The sequence below is a fragment of the Dysgonomonas sp. genome (genome assembly GCF_035323175.1).
Lineage (GTDB): Bacteria > Bacteroidota > Bacteroidia > Bacteroidales > Dysgonomonadaceae > Dysgonomonas.
In genome coordinates, this window is record NZ_DAOKYH010000002.1 from 519,232 (window position 1) to 534,711 (window position 15,480).

Below are 15,480 nucleotides of genomic sequence, written 5' to 3' on the forward strand. Positions count from 1 at the left end.
ATAAATTGATAATATTTCGATTTTAAGAATAACCGGGCTAAATATCATTATGTCATATTCACCCGATGACAGGCACAAAAAACAGATGGAATTCACCACATGTACTACAAAGATAACGAAGTATAGCAAAAATAATAATTAAAATCAGAATTATATAGGCAAAATTTACAACCGAAAGTTTGTGCAAAAGAATAGTACATTTTCTTCATTTGCCAATTCAATAAAACGACATGATAAAGACTAAAACAGAATACTACAATTAACGCTATGAAGCATCCTTTCTAAAATAAAAAATCCCTATAAACTTTCTGTCCATAGGGATTCAATAAATCTCCAATATCTACTACACAGCAACGTCCGCCCAAGAAGATCGGAAGCTTTTCCGATATTGAGCCGGAGTTATCTCCATAAAGCTTATAAACTGACGGCGAAGATTTTCACCTGTCTTTAGTCCGCAATTATCGGCTATTTCGTCAAGAGATAATTGCGTTTCGATAAGATGTTGACTGGCATTTTCCACACGCAGCTTATTGATAAACTTCGCTGGGGTTACACGTAGTTCGCGCACAAAGACACGAGCAAAATTACGAGGGCTCATTGCCGCATATTCTGCCATTTTTTCTACCGTGATGTCTTCTCTCAGGTGTTCAAGTATCCATTCGCAAACCCTTCGGATAGTTGGGTTACCGATCAATCTAGAATCTAAATATGAGCTGAATTGTGCCTGATTGCCGGGACGTTTGAGATACAAGACCAACCAGCGAGCAATATGCAAGGCAAACGACTGTCCCAGATCTTCTTCGATGAGAGCCAAAGCCAAATCCATGCCGGAGGTAATACCTGCCGCTGTATAAATATTTCCATCCTTAATAAAAATACGTGCTATCTGCACATTTACTAAAGGATACATCTGTTCCAACGCTTCATTTCTCGACCAATGGGCAGTTGCTTTTTTCCCATCCAACAATCCTGCTTCGGCAAGAATAAAAGCACCCGAACAGACCGAACATATCCGACGGGTCGTTTTTGCCTGATCTTTGATCCATTCTATCATCTCATCCTTCAGGTTATCCTCAAGATGGCGAGCCAATCCTGTTACAATAAGCGTGTCAATCGGATAATCTATCTCGGTATAGCATCCTTCACTTAATATCGATAAACCCGAAGATGTATCGATCTGCCTTCCCTTACCCATAGATACGACATGCGTCTGATACGTGAAATCAATATCCTTATCTACCATATCAAACTGTTCGATTGCTTTGGTAAATACCTCCAATGGGCCAACCATAGTCAACAGTGTGGAGTTGGGAGGAACCAGAAACACAATATGCCTTATTCTTAACTGTTTACTCATCTGTTTTTTATTTTAGAATCTAAAAATAAGTATTATTTAGTAAAATCAATCCGACTTGGCAGGATTTGTATATTTTTTGTCATTTCAGACAAAGATATTATAATGTATCTTTGTAGTACTAAAAAGAACAAGATATTTTATCATTTAAAAACCAATTCATTATGAAAGCAATTAAAGTAGGTATTAATGGTTTTGGACGTATCGGACGTTTGGTGTTTAGAGCTGCTCAAAGCAGAAGTGATATACAAATAGTTGGTATCAACGATTTGATGGATGTTGAATATATAGCCTATATGCTTAAATATGATAGCATCCACGGACAATTTGATGGATCTATTGAGACTAAAGACGGCAAACTTGTTGTCAATGGAAATACAATCCGCATCTCAGCAGAAAAAGATCCTGCTAATCTGAAATGGAATGAGGTTGAAGCTGAATATATAGTAGAATCTACAGGGTTATTCCTTACGAAGGAGAAAGCTCAAGCACATATTGCAGCAGGTGCAAAATATGTAATTATGTCGGGCCCATCTAAGGATGATACTCCAATGTTTGTTCCGGGTGTAAATGACGACAAGTATGTGAAAGGCACTCAGTTCATATCCAATGCATCATGTACCACTAACTGTCTGGCATTGGTAGCCAAAGTACTGAACGATAAGTTCGGCATAGAAGAAGCCTTGATGAGTACTATACACTCAACCACTGCCACTCAAAAAACAGTAGATGGACCATCGTTGAAAGACTGGAGAGGAGGACGTGCTGCTTCGGGTAATATCATCCCTTCAACTACAGGAGCCGCAAAAGCAGTAGGTAAAGTGATTCCCGAACTCAACGGAAAATTAACCGGTATGTCTTTCCGTGTGCCAACTCTTGATGTTTCTGTTATCGACCTGACTGCACGTTTGTCTAAACCGACATCTTACGAAGAAATTTGTAAAGCAATGAAAGAGGCTTCGGAAGGATCATTAAAGGGTTATTTGGCATATACCGCCGACGAAGTTGTATCGTCTGATATGATAGGCAATCCGAACACTGCTATTTTTGACGAAAAAGCGGGAATTATGCTTAGTCCTACATTTGTAAAAGTAGTAGCGTGGTATGATAACGAATGGGGATTCTCTTGTAAAGTATTGGATTCTATCGCTGCAATGAAAAAAGTAAACGGATAAGAGTTAATACAGCTGACAGATAATATGAGGCTATTCTATATAGAATAGCCTCTTTTTCTTTTATTATTTTAGGTTGATTTTATAAAGCTCATAAGAATACTCTCAAAAAATATAATTTTGGATATTTATTCTTTTATTTGAAAAGAGTAAAAAAATATTAAAAAGAAAGAATTAAACACATTTAATCCATACCCCTACAATCCTAAAACTAAGTACAGATACCATTTTTTTCTTATAGAAACACCTCATATTGATTATCTATAAGAGTAATAGTTAAAATCGATAAAACTTATCTTGTTCTCATTTGTTTATAGGGTGATGTGTAATATACACATTACAAAACGAACTTTTTTGACAACTAACAATCAATAGATAGACTATGGAATTTGATATCGCAATTATCGGTGGAGGTCCGGCAGGGTATAATGCAGCCGAAATAGCTGCATCGAACGGATTAAAAACTATCCTTTTTGAAAAGAAATACATCGGAGGTGTATGTCTCAACGAAGGATGTATCCCCACAAAAACACTTTTATATTCAGCCAAAACACTGGATAGCATAAAAAATGCAAGCAAATACGGAATTACATTAGACAACGCCCCTTCTTTCGATGTATCAAAAATAATTGACAGAAAGGATAAAGTCGTAAAAAAATTAACGGCGGGAGTCAGCTTTAAATTATCATCATACGGTGTTACTGTAGTTAAAGATACAGCAACCATCACCGGGGAGAAGGATAATAAGATCAACATTTCGAGTGGTAAGGAATCCTATTCAGTAAAATATTTGCTATTATGCACAGGATCCGAAACTGTTATACCTCCGATAAAGGGGTTGTCTGAAGTAAATTACTGGACATCGAAAGAAGCCTTAGAGTTTGATGACTTACCAAAATCACTCGCAATCATTGGAGGCGGTGTCATTGGTATCGAATTCGCTTCTTTCTTTAATAGCATGGGTGTAGAAGTGAATGTTATAGAAATGATGCCTGAAATACTTGGAGTAATGGATAAAGAAACATCAGCCATGCTTCGCAGCGATTATGCAAAGAGAGGAATTAAATTCCATCTGAACACCAAAGTTACAGAAGTTACCAAGAAAGGTGTAATTGTAGAGAAAAATGGAAAGACTCAAACAATTGAATCTGAAAAGATACTGGTAAGTGTGGGACGTAGAGCTATTACCACAGGATTCGGACTGGAGACTTTAAACGTGGAGCTTCTCAAAAACGGAGTGAAGGTTAATGAGTATATGCAAACCAGCCATCCTCGTGTATATGCCGCAGGAGATATTACCGGCTTTTCGTTGCTTGCTCATACAGCCATCAGAGAAGGAGAAGTAGCTATCAGTCATATTCTTGGCGAGGATGACAAAATGAGTTATAAGGCTATCCCAAGTGTAGTATATACAAATCCCGAGATAGCAGGAGTAGGAAAAACAGAGGAAGAGCTGACTGCAAAGAATGAACCTTTCCGTGTGCTCAAACTACCCATGGCCTATTCAGGGCGATTCATTGCAGAAAATGAAACAGGAAGCGGGCTATGTAAAATCATAGTAGACAATAGCGATCGCATTATAGGATGCCATATGTTGGGTAATCCGGCATCTGAATTAATTCTGTTGGCCGGAATTGCGATAGAAAATGGCAGCACTGTAGAAGAGTTCCGTAAACATGTCTATCCGCATCCAACTGTAGCTGAAATTATACACGAGACTTTATTCTCTTAACAAAATGCTTTGTATTAACAATACACATACCGACGCATGGTTCAACATGGCCAGCGAAGAATATCTTCTGAAAAATTTCTCAGAAGAATTTTTCATGTTATACCAGAATGAACCGTCAGTAGTTATAGGCAAGTACCAAAATGTATTGGCCGAGGTTAATCTCGACTTTATACAAAGGAATAATATCAAAGTAGCACGACGCTCATCGGGTGGTGGAACTGTATTTCATGATCTGGGTAATCTGAACCTTACTTTTATAGAAAACAATAAAGGCATAGGCTTTCACCGGTTCACAGAAAGAATAGTTTTGCTTTTATCCACTTTGGGCATCCATGCTGAGGTAGACACACGCTTGGCAATAAACATTGATGGACTCAAAATATCGGGCAGTGCGCAATGTGTACACAAAGACAGGGTTATGTTTCATGCTACACTGCTTTTTTCATCCGATCTCAACAGGCTCACTACTACGCTTGAAAGTGATCCGAAACAACTGGAAAACAAAGTCGATAAGCGGATTTATGTCAAGTCGGTAAAAAGTCCTGTTACGAACATTCTGAACCATATAGATAAGCCATTAAATATAAATCGTTTCAAAGATTATATCATGGCTTATTTCATGAATGAGAAAGAGGGAAATTCTATTTATCAATTCACGAGTGAAGATGTTTTAAATATAAAGAAACTGGTGAATGAGAAATATGGAACAGATGAATGGAATTATGACGGGAAGAAACCCAAGGTCTCGGAACAAGCATTTCAATCTATAATTTAAAAGAAATTACTATAAAATATAATACAATATAAACCATGGCAAAATTTGAAATTAAAATGCCCAAATTGGGCGAAAGTATAACCGAAGGGACTATCATTTCGTGGTCGATCAAAGTTGGGGATACAATCAATGAAGATGACATTTTGCTTGAAGTAAATACAGCAAAAGTCAGTGCGGAAATTCCATCTCCTGTATCAGGAAAAATTCTTGAGATATTATTCAAAGAAGGAGATACAGTATCAGTAGGTACTGTTGTAGCTATCGTTGAACTGGAAGGTGAAGAAGGCGAAGAAGAAGTAAGTACTGAAGCTGCAAAACAAGAAGAACCGACACCGGCTTCTGCTCCTGCACCAGCTAAGGCTGAAGAAAAAGCAACTCCGGCCGCACCTGCGAAAGTATCGGAAGAAAAAGTAAGTAAAGGCACAGCAGACAGATGGTATTCTCCTGTTGTTCTACAGAAAGCAAAAGACGCGGGAATCAGTCAAAGTGAACTTGATTCTGTACCCGGAACAGGTTACGAAAGACGCCTCAGCAAACGTGATATTGAGCTATACATAGACAATAAGAAAAAAGGAGTATCAACAACACCGGCACCGGCAACAAAAGCGTCTACACCGGCAGCTCCCGCACCATCACAAGAAAGCGCACCAAAGGCAGCGCCTGTACAAGTTGCAGATGGGGATCAGGTGATTCCGATGGATGCCATACGTCGTATTATAGCCGACCGAATGGTTGCTTCTAAAAAGATATCTCCGCATGTAACCAATGTGATAGAAGTAGATGTAACCAAACTAGTAAACTGGCGTGAACAAAACAAGGATACTTTCAAGAAACGTGAAGGGGTAAGCCTCACATATATGTCGCCGATAGTTGAAGCAACAGCAAAAGCATTGAAGGATTTTCCTCGCATCAACTCTTCTGTTGATGGGTATAACATTATAGAGAAAAAACGTATCAACATTGGTGTTGCTGTTTCTCTGAATGATGGAAACCTGATTGTTCCTGTAATAAAAGATGCGGATAAGTTAAGTTTAAGCGGTTTGGCTGTATCAGTGAATAATATGGCAAACAAGGCTCGTGCCAATAAATTGTCGCCGGATGAAATTCAAGGAGGAACATTCACTATTACCAACTTTGGTTCATTCAAGAGCTTGTTTGGTACTCCGATTATCAACCAACCAGAAGTAGCAATACTTGGTGTAGGCATCATTGAGAAGAAACCTGTAGTAGTAGAGACTCCCGAAGGAGATGTTATCGCTATCAGACATAAGATGTACCTTTCATTATCGTACGACCACCGTGTGGTAGACGGTATGCTGGGAGGAAACTTCTTGTACCGCATAGCTGAATATTTGGAAAACTGGAATGCCTAACCTAACTCAAAACAGAAAAACAGATATGAAAAAATATGATATAAAAACAACAGATAAAGAAACTTTAAAAAACTGGTATCACCTGATGACATTAGGACGGGCTATCGACGAAAAAGCCCCGGCCTATTTGCTACAATCTCTCGGATGGTCGTACCATGCTCCTTATGCAGGACACGATGGGATCCAGCTTGCAGTGGGGCAGGCATTTACTAAAGGCGAAGATTTCATGTTCCCTTATTATCGTGATATGCTAACCGTTCTTTCTGCAGGTCTTACTGCAGAAGAACTGATACTGAACGGTATATCGAAAGCAACTGATCCGGCTAGTGGCGGACGTCACATGTCGAACCACTTTGCCAAACCTGAATGGCACATAGAAAACGTATCTTCTGCCACAGGTAATCACGATTTACATGCTGTAGGAGTAGCCCGTGCCATAAAATATTATGAGAAAAAAGGTGTCGCTATCACGTCACACGGAGAATCCGCCATGTCGGAAGGCTATGTATTTGAAGCAATAAACGGTGCATCGAAAGAAGAACTGCCTGTAATATTTGTCATACAGGATAACGGTTACGGGATATCGGTTCCTAAAAAAGATCAGACAGCAAACAGAAAGGCTGTAGATAACTATTCAGGTATAAAAAACCTGAGAATAATGTATTGCAACGGTAAGGATGTTTTCGACTCTATGAATGCAATGGCCGAAGCTCGCGAATATGCTATTGCAAATCAGAAGCCGGTATTGATGCACGCCAATTGCGTACGCATCGGCTCACACTCCAACTCGGATAAGCATACTCTGTATCGTGATGAAAACGAATTGAAATATGTAAAAGAAGCCGATCCTTTACATAAATTCCGTCGGATGCTATTGCGTTACAAACGCTTTACAGAAGAAGAATTGCAAGCCATAGAAGCCGAAGTAAAAAAAGAAGTGAGTGCTGCTAACAAAAAAGCTTTAGCTGCACCCGATCCTGACCCTAAATCTATTTTCGATTTCGTTATACCGGAACCATATAAACCTGAAAAGTATGTGGATGGAACGCATAATGAAGAGGGCGAAAAGAAAAATCTGGTAACGGCTATTAACGAAACACTCAAAGCTGAGTTTAGACACAATCCCGACACTTTCTTGTGGGGGCAAGATGTGGCAAACAAAGACAAAGGTGGAGTGTTCAACGTTTCGAAAGGCATGCAACAAGAGTTTGGAGAAAAACGTATTTTCAACGCTCCTATTGCAGAAGACTTTATCGTGGGAACAGCAAACGGTATGAGCCGTTTCGACCCGAAGATACGAGTTGTTATAGAAGGTGCTGAGTTTGCCGATTATTTTTGGCCGGCAATGGAACAATTTGTAGAATGTACGCACGATTACTGGCGCAGCAACGGTCAGTTTTCACCGAATATCACTTTACGACTAGCATCGGGTGGATATATCGGAGGCGGAATATACCACTCTCAGAATATTGAAGCGGCATTGGCAACATTGCCGGGATGCAGAATCGTTTATCCTTCTTTTGCAGACGATGCAGCAGGTCTGTTGCGTACAAGTTTACGTTCGGAAGGATTAACCGTATTTCTAGAGCCAAAAGCTTTATATAACTCTGTAGATGCAGCAACAGTTGTACCTGAAGATTTTGAAGTACCTTTTGGCAAAGCTCGTGTTCGCCGTCCCGGAAAGGATCTAAGCCTTTTCACGTATGGAAACACAACACTACTCAGCCTCTCTGTGGCAGAACGTTTGGCTAAAGAGGATTGGGATGTCGAAGTAATCGATTTGCGATCTTTAGTTCCATTGGATAAAGAGACTATCTTCGAATCGGTAAAGAAAACAAGTAAAGCACTTATTGTACATGAAGACAAAGTATTTGCAGGTCTTGGTGGAGAAATTGCCGCGATAATTGGTTCAGAAATGTTCCAATATCTGGATGCACCGGTACAACGCGTAGGTTCTACCTTCACCCCTGTAGGCTTCAATCCGATACTAGAAAAAGCTGTACTTCCGAATGTGGATAAAATCTATGAAGCTGCTAAGAAATTACTTGAATTTTAACAATAACAAAAAACACTATATATGCAATGAAGAAAATAGGATTGTTTTACGGAACAACTACAACCAAGACAGCCTCTATTGCTAAAAAGATCAAAGAGGCTTTTGGTAGTGAAAATGTTGACCTTGTTTCAGTTGAAGATGCATGGAAAAAGGATTTTGAAAGTTATGACAATATTATTGTAGGAGTAGCAACATGGTTTGATGGAGAGCTTCCAAATCATTGGGATGAAGTAAGACCCGAACTGGAGGCTTTGAATCTGAAAGGTAAGAAAGTTGCCATTTTTGGACTTGGAGATCAGGTGAGGTATCCGGAAAACTTTGTTGACGGAATAGGTATTTTGGCTGAGACATTCGAGTCTGTTGGAGCTAAAATAGTTGGCTTTACATCTATCGATGGTTATAATTTTGAAATGTCACGTGCCATTCGAGATCACAAATTCGTTGGATTGGCCATAGATAAAGAAAACCAGTCGAAACTAACAAACGATCGGATAAAAAGCTGGGTAGAACAACTGAAAAAAGAATTTGATTAAACAGCGAATTCGTTTATTATAAGAAAGGAACTTAATCGAGGATTTCCCTAAACGATTAAGTTCCTTTTTAATTATAATCACAAGACTACTTCTTTGATAAACTGTCACAAGAAAAATAAAATGAGTTTAATTTAATTTGTTATTTTTCGGCAATAATCTTAGCAGTACTTGAACTGTATCTTCATAGGATAATTGTTCACCTTTGTAATCTTGGTAAACATCAATATTGATTTCTTTATTTATTATTTGGGATAGAATATTGGCTAAATTTACACTATCTTCTTGCCCTATGAAAAGGCCATATTTCTCTTTATCTATTATATCCTCAGCGGCTCCTACACGTGTAGATATGATGTAATTTTTGAATCGCTTCGCTTCATTTAATGCCAATCCATAACTTTCCCATCGTGAAGTTAGTACAAAAACCTTCGATTTATTATACCATCCCCATAATTCTTCTTTATCTTTAATCTCTCCAACAAAATATATTTGTTCTCTTTTTTCCGGATTTTTTTTTGTAAAGCTCATTTATAGCATATTCAAGACTTCTATCAACTGTTCCTATAAAACAAAATTTCCAATCTTTTAATTCTATTTCTTTTAGAGCTTCTATAATCATTTCTGTGTTTTTTTGAGAAATACCTAATCGTCCAACCGTTATTATTAAATTTTCTTTTTCACAAAAATCTCTTTCTCGTATTTTGGTCTTTTTCAATAATCCTTCATCAAATGCGTTTGGCATGAGGACAAGTCTCTCTTTTAGTTGACTACCAAAATATTTATTATTACATAATAAATTGTAAGCCTGCGATGTTTCGCAACTTAATACATTGACCTTTTGAAGACAATTTTTATAAAGTAATTTTCTTATCAATTTGCTGATTAACGAGCGTTGAGAAAGATTCCATTCTTCACCCGATATTGTATCCAGTTTTATATATATCTGTCCTCCTTTATTAAAAAAATTGTATAATAGGATATTAATAAATGTTTCAAATCTCCAATGAAAACACATTAATATATTTATATTCGAAGCATGTTGCCTCAAATAATTTGCATATGAAAAGGATCTAAGTATAAAATTGTGACTTAATTTCATTTTGATAAAGCTTAGTCCCTCTTTAGGGGTCTTCCGAATTTGGTTAGCAATGTCTTCGGAATAGTCACAACATATTTCAATTTGATAGTTTAACGCTTTTCCCTAATAATAGGGTACAAGTACAACATCTTTACCCAACTCAAAGACATTAAGCCTTCTCCAGAGTAATGTAATCTTTTTCTGTGGGCTCATTACCTTTTATTGATTATATAATTTTAGTTTGCAAAATAGTTGAAATATTATTACAAATATAATTTATTATTGTTATTTCTTTATGACTAAAGGGTCAAAAGCTTAGTATGAAATTTATGGAGAGGCTATTTCTGATTATGAAAGATGCTACCTGACCGAAGTTTCCGAAGTATTTGACATGGGTAAAAACTATCATCCAAGCTACCAATCAAATTATAATATTTTATCTACAAGTGATGGTGCTTATTATGTATCAAAAGTAAATATTTTGATAGGTATAGTAAATCTTATAATATGGATACTATTATCATGTTTATCTCTGACTGTCTATTACTTGATAGATAAAAACTCTTTATATAAACAGCTAATTACGAATTCTAACATATTGCAAATTTTTGCTTTACTCGGTATAATTCTATTCACTTCTATAGAAGTGGTTGCAGTTTATAAACAATCTAATAGTAGCTTTTTAGATTTCAACAAATATAAACCATTATTAAACAAAGATGTTTTACAAGCGCAAACTGAAGATTGTCGGAAATTGTCGGAAATTATCAAAAATTATTAAAAAGAGAGGTGTAAGAAAAATGAGAAGAGATTACTCGAAATAGTAAAAAAAATTCCAACGTAGAACCACAATGAAAGATAAAAAATCATGTTATCAATATGTTATTGATAAAATTAACAATTATACAGAAGCTTCAAAAAACAATAATCCTAAAATATAAAAAATAGCACCCAACTCTACATTTTAGGGTGTAAATTGGGTGTTTATTTTATAAAATTCTTACAATTAGAATTAAAAAGTGGAGCTGGAGGGACTTGAACCCTCGTCCAAACAAGGAACTAATTTGCTTTCTACATGCTTATCTTCGCTTTAATTGTAGGGAATAGACAAGACCGAAGCCACCAATCTAAACCTTAGCTTCTTTATTTCAGATAAAAGCCGAAGACTCTCCTATCCTATCTCCGATTTGCCTGCACCACCTTATCGGCACGCTTCGAAGCCACAGCTTCCGGGTGATGTCTTGTCCTTACACCTGTGCAAGGATTAAGCTATATCTACTATACTTCGATTAAGCAGCAAGAGCGTAATTGTTATTGCCAGTTAAATTTGTGACGTCTGAGATTATAGTGCCAGCCGACTACGCACTGCATGCTTACAAACCACTTCATCTCGCTGTCAAAGCCAGTCAGCCCCATTGGTTTATTCGCGTCGATATATAACGCTTTAATATCAAACTTTAGATATCGAGTAACAAACGAGTAACAAAAAATGGTAAAAGTTTGTCTAAACAATATCTGATACAAAGATAATCCTTTTTTAGGATATACAACATATCAAGCCAAAGCTATTACAATTTCACGTATTGTAAATAAAAGGTATACTACTTTAAACACTTCAAAGTCCTCTAAAATCATCTCCCCCTAAACGACTAATAATTTCTCTCTTCTTGTCAATTCAAAAATATCCTTTATCTTTGCACACGCTACAACCGGAGGACAAAGGAGAGGTGCTCGAGTGGTTGAAGAGGCACGCCTGGAAAGCGTGTATACCCCTAAAGGGTATCGAGAGTTCGAATCTCTTCCTCTCCGCTTAAAACAATGATTATCAAGAATAAAAAAGGACTAAAATAAAATTCAGTCCTTTTTCTATTTTTATAGATTCCTATTTACTTGGATGCTGAATCATCTTTTTCAAGCTCAAGATTAACTGTTGTATTATCCCATTTGTTCATTTGTCCTGTTCCTAAATCTACAATAAAACCAGGCCAGAATAGGATATTCCATAGAGAGGTCGTATTGAAAGTAGACTCTAAAATAAAAGGCAATGTCTTATATCCTTCTTTTTTAGCCAAAAGTTGCTTGTCGCTCATTTTCTTTTTAACGGAGATAGTCGCAGTTTTGTCACTTCCTATTTCTGCTAATTTCACATTATTATTTGCATCATAAATTTTTGTACCTTCAATCCCCGAAAACGTTATGCTTTGCTTAGATGGAGTAAATATTGTAGCACAAGACGAAAACAAAAAGACAACAGATGCGAATACAACTAATTTTTTCATAATATGTAATTTTATATTGATAGATTTAGACAAATCTATGAAATCATTTTTATTTTTCGTTTATTTCTGCCTATATATTTTAACAACTCTGAGAACTTATTTTATAAGGCTTAGTCATTGAATTATTTATCTATCTACTCGCTTATCGATAAAAGCAATAAAGACAATATATTAGAAATCCCTATTTCTTTCTGTCTCTTTTTAGTTAATTTAGATCTCTAGTTTATAATATGCTAATCCTATTTAAAGATAAAAATGAACTTTTATAACGAATGAGAAAATTTATATTCATACTATTACTCTTTATCTCCTGTAACCCGCCTTCCACTGAACCCGCCGAAACAATAAAAGGAAAGGTAGTCAGTGTTGCAGATGGAGATACAATGACAATTCTGACAGATAGCAAGGAACGAATAAAAGTGCGACTCTATGGTATTGATGCTCCCGAAAAAGGACAAGACTTCAGCAGCAAAGCCAGAACCTACTTAAATGACCTATGCTACGGGAAAACCGTAAAAGTCGATAAAAAAGGTATCGATCAATATGATAGATTTTTAGGTATCGTTTATCTCGACGAGTTGAATTTAAATCAGGAGATGGTCAAAGAAGGTTTAGCATGGTACTACAATCATTATGTTGAAGACCCGGTACTCGAAGAATTGGAGAAGACTGCCCGACAACAGAAGTTGAATATCTGGAGTTTGAAAAACCCAACACCTCCCTATGAATATAGAAAAAAGCAAAGATCCGAAAAGTCAGATAGAGAAGCGAGGAACTGAGTTTACAGTTCCTCTTTCTTTTTTCTGACAGTCCAGCCGAAGCCTCCTATCTTTTCTCCTAAGCCATAGTACTGACCATGAGAATATGCAATCGGTTTTGCGCTTTCGAGACTAAATTTTCCGGTTTCCGGATCAATATACTTTTCATCAGCTTTTACATTTACCACATCGGCGATAAACATATCATGCGAACCTAAACTGAGTATCTCCCGCACTCTACACTCGATGTTTAACGGAGATTCTTCGATGATGGGAACCTGAACAATTGATGCCTTCCCCGGAGTAAGTTTCATTTCGTCAAATTTACTGAAATCCTTACCCGATCTCACTCCACACCAGTCGGTTGCAAAAGCCAAATCTTCTGTTGTTATATTTATTACAAACTCCATATCCCGCTTTATAATCTCATACGAATGCCTTTCGGGTCTTACCGAAATATAGCACATCGGGGGATTGGTACAGATAGTACCGAGCCAACTCAGAGTTATAATATTATATTCTTCAGGAGTGCTGCCACAACTTATCATGGCGGCAGGCAAAGGATATATCAATGTTCCCGGCTTCCAATCTTGCTTCATTTCAGGATAATCTCGTCTTTCTGAATTTTAATGTTACAATAGTGACAGCGCAGCTCTGTGTTATTACAGTCAATGACTTCAAAACGTGTAGTCATAGGCTCATTGTTTGTAATACACTTCGGGTTGTTACACTTTACAATTCCATTGATTACTTTAGGTAAAACCACCCTCTTCTTTTCTACAACCTCGTAATCCTTTATGATATTGAGGACTACATTCGGTGCTATGATCGCAATCTTATTGATCACACTTTCTTCAAAATATTTACCTGTGATCTTGATAATTCCCTTCGAAGCCATCTTCTTACTTTCCAGATTATTTCCGATTGTAATAGGATTATCCAGCTTTTCGAGCTCCAACAATGATACTACTTTAAACACTACACTGGGAGGAATATGATCTATGGCTGTTCCGTTGCATAATGCTGCTACCTGCATTGCTTTTCTACGTTCATTCATATCTTGATATTTTATTTATTCAACTTCTATTCCCAACGCATCACATATCACAGCCTCACGGGTAAACATCCCGTTCTTAGCCTGTTCGAAGTAATAAGCCTTAGGGCTATCATCCACATCCTGCTGTATCTCGTTTACACGAGGTAGGGGATGCAATATTTTCAGATTATCTTTTGCTCCTGCCAACATATCATTTTTGAGAATGTACACATTCTTTACCTTTTCATATTCCATCAGGTCGGTAAAACGTTCTCTCTGTACACGTGTCATATACAGGATATCCGCTTTGTCTATCACCTCTGAATCAAAATCTGTGTGTTCCGAATACTTTATTCCATGTTCATCACAGAAGGCTTTATACGGATCGGGAAGGTGCAGTTCTTCGGGTGCAACGAATATAAAGGTTGGATTAAAGTGTGACATTCCAATGATCAGGGAGTGCACAGTACGACCATATTTCAGGTCACCAACAATCGTTATTGTCAGATTCTCGAGAGTACCTTGTGTCTTAAATATAGAATAGATATCAAGCATTGTCTGCGTAGGGTGCTGATTGGCTCCGTCTCCGGCATTAATGATAGGTATAGAAGAAATCTCCGAAGCATAACGTGCAGCCCCTTCCAAATGGTGTCGCATGATTATAATATCCGCATAGTTGTTTACCATCAGTATGGTATCTTTCAGCGTCTCTCCTTTCGATGAGCTGGTAGTAGCCGCATCAGAAAAGCCTATGATGCGCCCGCCCAAGCGGTTTACTGCAGTCTCAAAACTAAGGCGTGTCCGTGTTGACGGCTCAAAAAAAAGTGTAGCACACACTTTGCCTTCCAATAACCTACGATTAGGTTGCTCGTCAAATTTTTTAGTCAGATTAAGTATTCTCAGAATATCTTCCTTCGAATAATCTGTAATTGAAACCAAGCTTTTATTGCACATAACTATTTATATTTTGTAAGAGTAAAATTCATATTCAACAAAAAGATAACAGAAAAAAGTGACACATTCCACTAAAGCACAAACAACTCATAAACAACACCATATATACCAAGAGGTGACAAAAGTGACAGTTTTACAGCTGCTTTTTATTGTTACTTTTCTATTATCAGTCAACTACCGCAAAGATCTCTATATAAGACAATTTATTTCAAAAAAAATCCCCGAAAAAGAATACTTCTTCGAGGATACTATCTATATCAATAATAATTCATTGGAAATACAGGAACCACTGTCGTGAAAATAATACTGTTGCATATAAGCTATTTTTTCCATCATAATTCTCTATATATTACAACAAAGGTAGTCACTTTTTTTGAGAT

The 15,480-nt window shown here is 37.1% G+C and carries 15 protein-coding genes, 1 tRNA gene and 1 other RNA gene; 9 read left to right on the forward strand and 8 right to left on the reverse strand.

What is annotated here, in order from left to right:
• Positions 1–343: 343 nt before the first annotated feature.
• Positions 344–1,357: a GlxA family transcriptional regulator gene (locus tag PKC55_RS05245; protein WP_291029300.1), complete on the reverse strand. Its 1,014-nt coding sequence runs from the start codon at positions 1,355–1,357 to the stop codon at positions 344–346.
• 161 nt (positions 1,358–1,518) lie between these two features.
• Between PKC55_RS05245 and gap the strand changes: the two genes are divergently transcribed.
• From gap to PKC55_RS05275, 6 genes are all read left to right on the forward strand, one after another.
• Positions 1,519–2,529, forward strand: coding sequence for a type I glyceraldehyde-3-phosphate dehydrogenase (gene gap / locus PKC55_RS05250; protein WP_291127613.1), 1,011 nt, complete (start codon positions 1,519–1,521; stop codon positions 2,527–2,529).
• A gap of 379 nt (positions 2,530–2,908) precedes the next feature.
• Positions 2,909–4,258, forward strand: a complete 1,350-nt coding sequence (gene lpdA, locus PKC55_RS05255) for a dihydrolipoyl dehydrogenase (protein ID WP_324372157.1) — start codon at positions 2,909–2,911, stop codon at positions 4,256–4,258.
• 4 nt (positions 4,259–4,262) lie between these two features.
• Positions 4,263–5,033, forward strand: a complete 771-nt coding sequence (locus PKC55_RS05260; RefSeq protein ID WP_135103705.1) for a lipoate--protein ligase family protein — start codon at positions 4,263–4,265, stop codon at positions 5,031–5,033.
• Positions 5,034–5,068: 35 nt separating this feature from the next.
• Positions 5,069–6,406 carry a dihydrolipoamide acetyltransferase family protein gene (locus tag PKC55_RS05265; RefSeq protein ID WP_291127605.1) on the forward strand — a complete coding sequence of 446 codons (1,338 nt, stop codon included), beginning with the start codon at positions 5,069–5,071 and terminating at the stop codon, positions 6,404–6,406.
• A gap of 25 nt (positions 6,407–6,431) precedes the next feature.
• Positions 6,432–8,462, forward strand: a complete 2,031-nt coding sequence (locus tag PKC55_RS05270; RefSeq protein ID WP_283686188.1) for an alpha-ketoacid dehydrogenase subunit alpha/beta — start codon at positions 6,432–6,434, stop codon at positions 8,460–8,462.
• A gap of 26 nt (positions 8,463–8,488) precedes the next feature.
• On the forward strand, positions 8,489–8,995 hold the full coding sequence (locus PKC55_RS05275; RefSeq protein ID WP_135103702.1) for a flavodoxin: 507 nt from the start codon (positions 8,489–8,491) through the stop codon (positions 8,993–8,995).
• Between the two features lie 126 nt (positions 8,996–9,121).
• On the opposite strand, the gene PKC55_RS05280 is transcribed toward PKC55_RS05275, so the two are convergent.
• Both PKC55_RS05280 and PKC55_RS05285 read right to left on the reverse strand, forming a co-directional pair.
• Positions 9,122–9,523: a glycosyltransferase gene (locus tag PKC55_RS05280; RefSeq protein WP_291127602.1), complete on the reverse strand. Its 402-nt coding sequence runs from the start codon at positions 9,521–9,523 to the stop codon at positions 9,122–9,124.
• Positions 9,462–9,737: a hypothetical protein gene (locus PKC55_RS05285; protein WP_324372161.1), complete on the reverse strand. Its 276-nt coding sequence runs from the start codon at positions 9,735–9,737 to the stop codon at positions 9,462–9,464. The genes PKC55_RS05280 and PKC55_RS05285 overlap by 62 nt, the downstream gene beginning before the upstream one ends.
• Positions 9,738–10,464: 727 nt before the next feature.
• Here PKC55_RS05285 and PKC55_RS05290 point away from each other — a divergent pair.
• Positions 10,465–10,854: a hypothetical protein gene (locus tag PKC55_RS05290; protein WP_291127597.1), complete on the forward strand. Its 390-nt coding sequence runs from the start codon at positions 10,465–10,467 to the stop codon at positions 10,852–10,854.
• Between the two features lie 236 nt (positions 10,855–11,090).
• Here PKC55_RS05290 and ssrA read toward each other — a convergent pair.
• Positions 11,091–11,487: a transfer-messenger RNA gene (ssrA, locus tag PKC55_RS05295) on the reverse strand.
• 307 nt (positions 11,488–11,794) lie between these two features.
• Here ssrA and PKC55_RS05300 point away from each other — a divergent pair.
• Positions 11,795–11,882 (forward strand) — tRNA-Ser (locus PKC55_RS05300).
• 77 nt (positions 11,883–11,959) lie between these two features.
• Here the strand turns inward: PKC55_RS05300 and PKC55_RS05305 are convergent.
• The gene (locus PKC55_RS05305; protein WP_291127594.1) at positions 11,960–12,352 is read right to left on the reverse strand and encodes a hypothetical protein; all 393 of its coding nucleotides are present in this window, start codon (positions 12,350–12,352) and stop codon (positions 11,960–11,962) included.
• Between the two features lie 272 nt (positions 12,353–12,624).
• Here PKC55_RS05305 and PKC55_RS05310 point away from each other — a divergent pair, with 272 nt between their 5' ends.
• Positions 12,625–13,131, forward strand: coding sequence for a thermonuclease family protein (locus PKC55_RS05310; RefSeq protein ID WP_283686786.1), 507 nt, complete (start codon positions 12,625–12,627; stop codon positions 13,129–13,131).
• A 2-nt stretch (positions 13,132–13,133) separates the two neighbouring features.
• Here the strand turns inward: PKC55_RS05310 and PKC55_RS05315 are convergent, their stop codons facing one another.
• The 3 genes from PKC55_RS05315 to pyrB are packed head-to-tail and all read right to left on the reverse strand — an operon-like array spanning position 13,134 to position 15,100.
• The gene (locus tag PKC55_RS05315) at positions 13,134–13,709 is read right to left on the reverse strand and encodes a flavin reductase family protein (protein ID WP_135103698.1); all 576 of its coding nucleotides are present in this window, start codon (positions 13,707–13,709) and stop codon (positions 13,134–13,136) included.
• The gene (locus PKC55_RS05320) at positions 13,706–14,167 is read right to left on the reverse strand and encodes an aspartate carbamoyltransferase regulatory subunit (RefSeq protein WP_006842286.1); all 462 of its coding nucleotides are present in this window, start codon (positions 14,165–14,167) and stop codon (positions 13,706–13,708) included. The genes PKC55_RS05315 and PKC55_RS05320 overlap by 4 nt, the downstream gene beginning before the upstream one ends.
• Before the next feature lie 15 nt (positions 14,168–14,182).
• Positions 14,183–15,100 carry an aspartate carbamoyltransferase gene (gene pyrB, locus PKC55_RS05325; RefSeq protein WP_252639172.1) on the reverse strand — a complete coding sequence of 306 codons (918 nt, stop codon included), beginning with the start codon at positions 15,098–15,100 and terminating at the stop codon, positions 14,183–14,185.
• Between the last annotated feature and the right edge of the window lie 380 nt (positions 15,101–15,480).

Bases quoted from the DNA above. Each gene is read 5' to 3' on its own strand.
- PKC55_RS05245 (WP_291029300.1), bottom strand. From the start codon at position 1,357: ATGAGTAAACAGTTAAGAATAAGGCATATTGTGTTTCTGGTTCCTCCC.
- gap (WP_291127613.1), top strand. From the start codon at position 1,519: ATGAAAGCAATTAAAGTAGGTATTAATGGTTTTGGACGTATCGGACGT.
- lpdA (WP_324372157.1), top strand. From the start codon at position 2,909: ATGGAATTTGATATCGCAATTATCGGTGGAGGTCCGGCAGGGTATAAT.
- PKC55_RS05260 (WP_135103705.1), top strand. From the start codon at position 4,263: ATGCTTTGTATTAACAATACACATACCGACGCATGGTTCAACATGGCC.
- PKC55_RS05265 (WP_291127605.1), top strand. From the start codon at position 5,069: ATGGCAAAATTTGAAATTAAAATGCCCAAATTGGGCGAAAGTATAACC.
- PKC55_RS05270 (WP_283686188.1), top strand. From the start codon at position 6,432: ATGAAAAAATATGATATAAAAACAACAGATAAAGAAACTTTAAAAAAC.
- PKC55_RS05275 (WP_135103702.1), top strand. From the start codon at position 8,489: ATGAAGAAAATAGGATTGTTTTACGGAACAACTACAACCAAGACAGCC.
- PKC55_RS05280 (WP_291127602.1), bottom strand. From the start codon at position 9,523: ATGAGCTTTACAAAAAAAAATCCGGAAAAAAGAGAACAAATATATTTT.
- PKC55_RS05285 (WP_324372161.1), bottom strand. From the start codon at position 9,737: ATGCCAAACGCATTTGATGAAGGATTATTGAAAAAGACCAAAATACGA.
- PKC55_RS05290 (WP_291127597.1), top strand. From the start codon at position 10,465: ATGGGTAAAAACTATCATCCAAGCTACCAATCAAATTATAATATTTTA.
- PKC55_RS05305 (WP_291127594.1), bottom strand. From the start codon at position 12,352: ATGAAAAAATTAGTTGTATTCGCATCTGTTGTCTTTTTGTTTTCGTCT.
- PKC55_RS05310 (WP_283686786.1), top strand. From the start codon at position 12,625: ATGAGAAAATTTATATTCATACTATTACTCTTTATCTCCTGTAACCCG.
- PKC55_RS05315 (WP_135103698.1), bottom strand. From the start codon at position 13,709: ATGAAGCAAGATTGGAAGCCGGGAACATTGATATATCCTTTGCCTGCC.
- PKC55_RS05320 (WP_006842286.1), bottom strand. From the start codon at position 14,167: ATGAATGAACGTAGAAAAGCAATGCAGGTAGCAGCATTATGCAACGGA.
- pyrB (WP_252639172.1), bottom strand. From the start codon at position 15,100: ATGTGCAATAAAAGCTTGGTTTCAATTACAGATTATTCGAAGGAAGAT.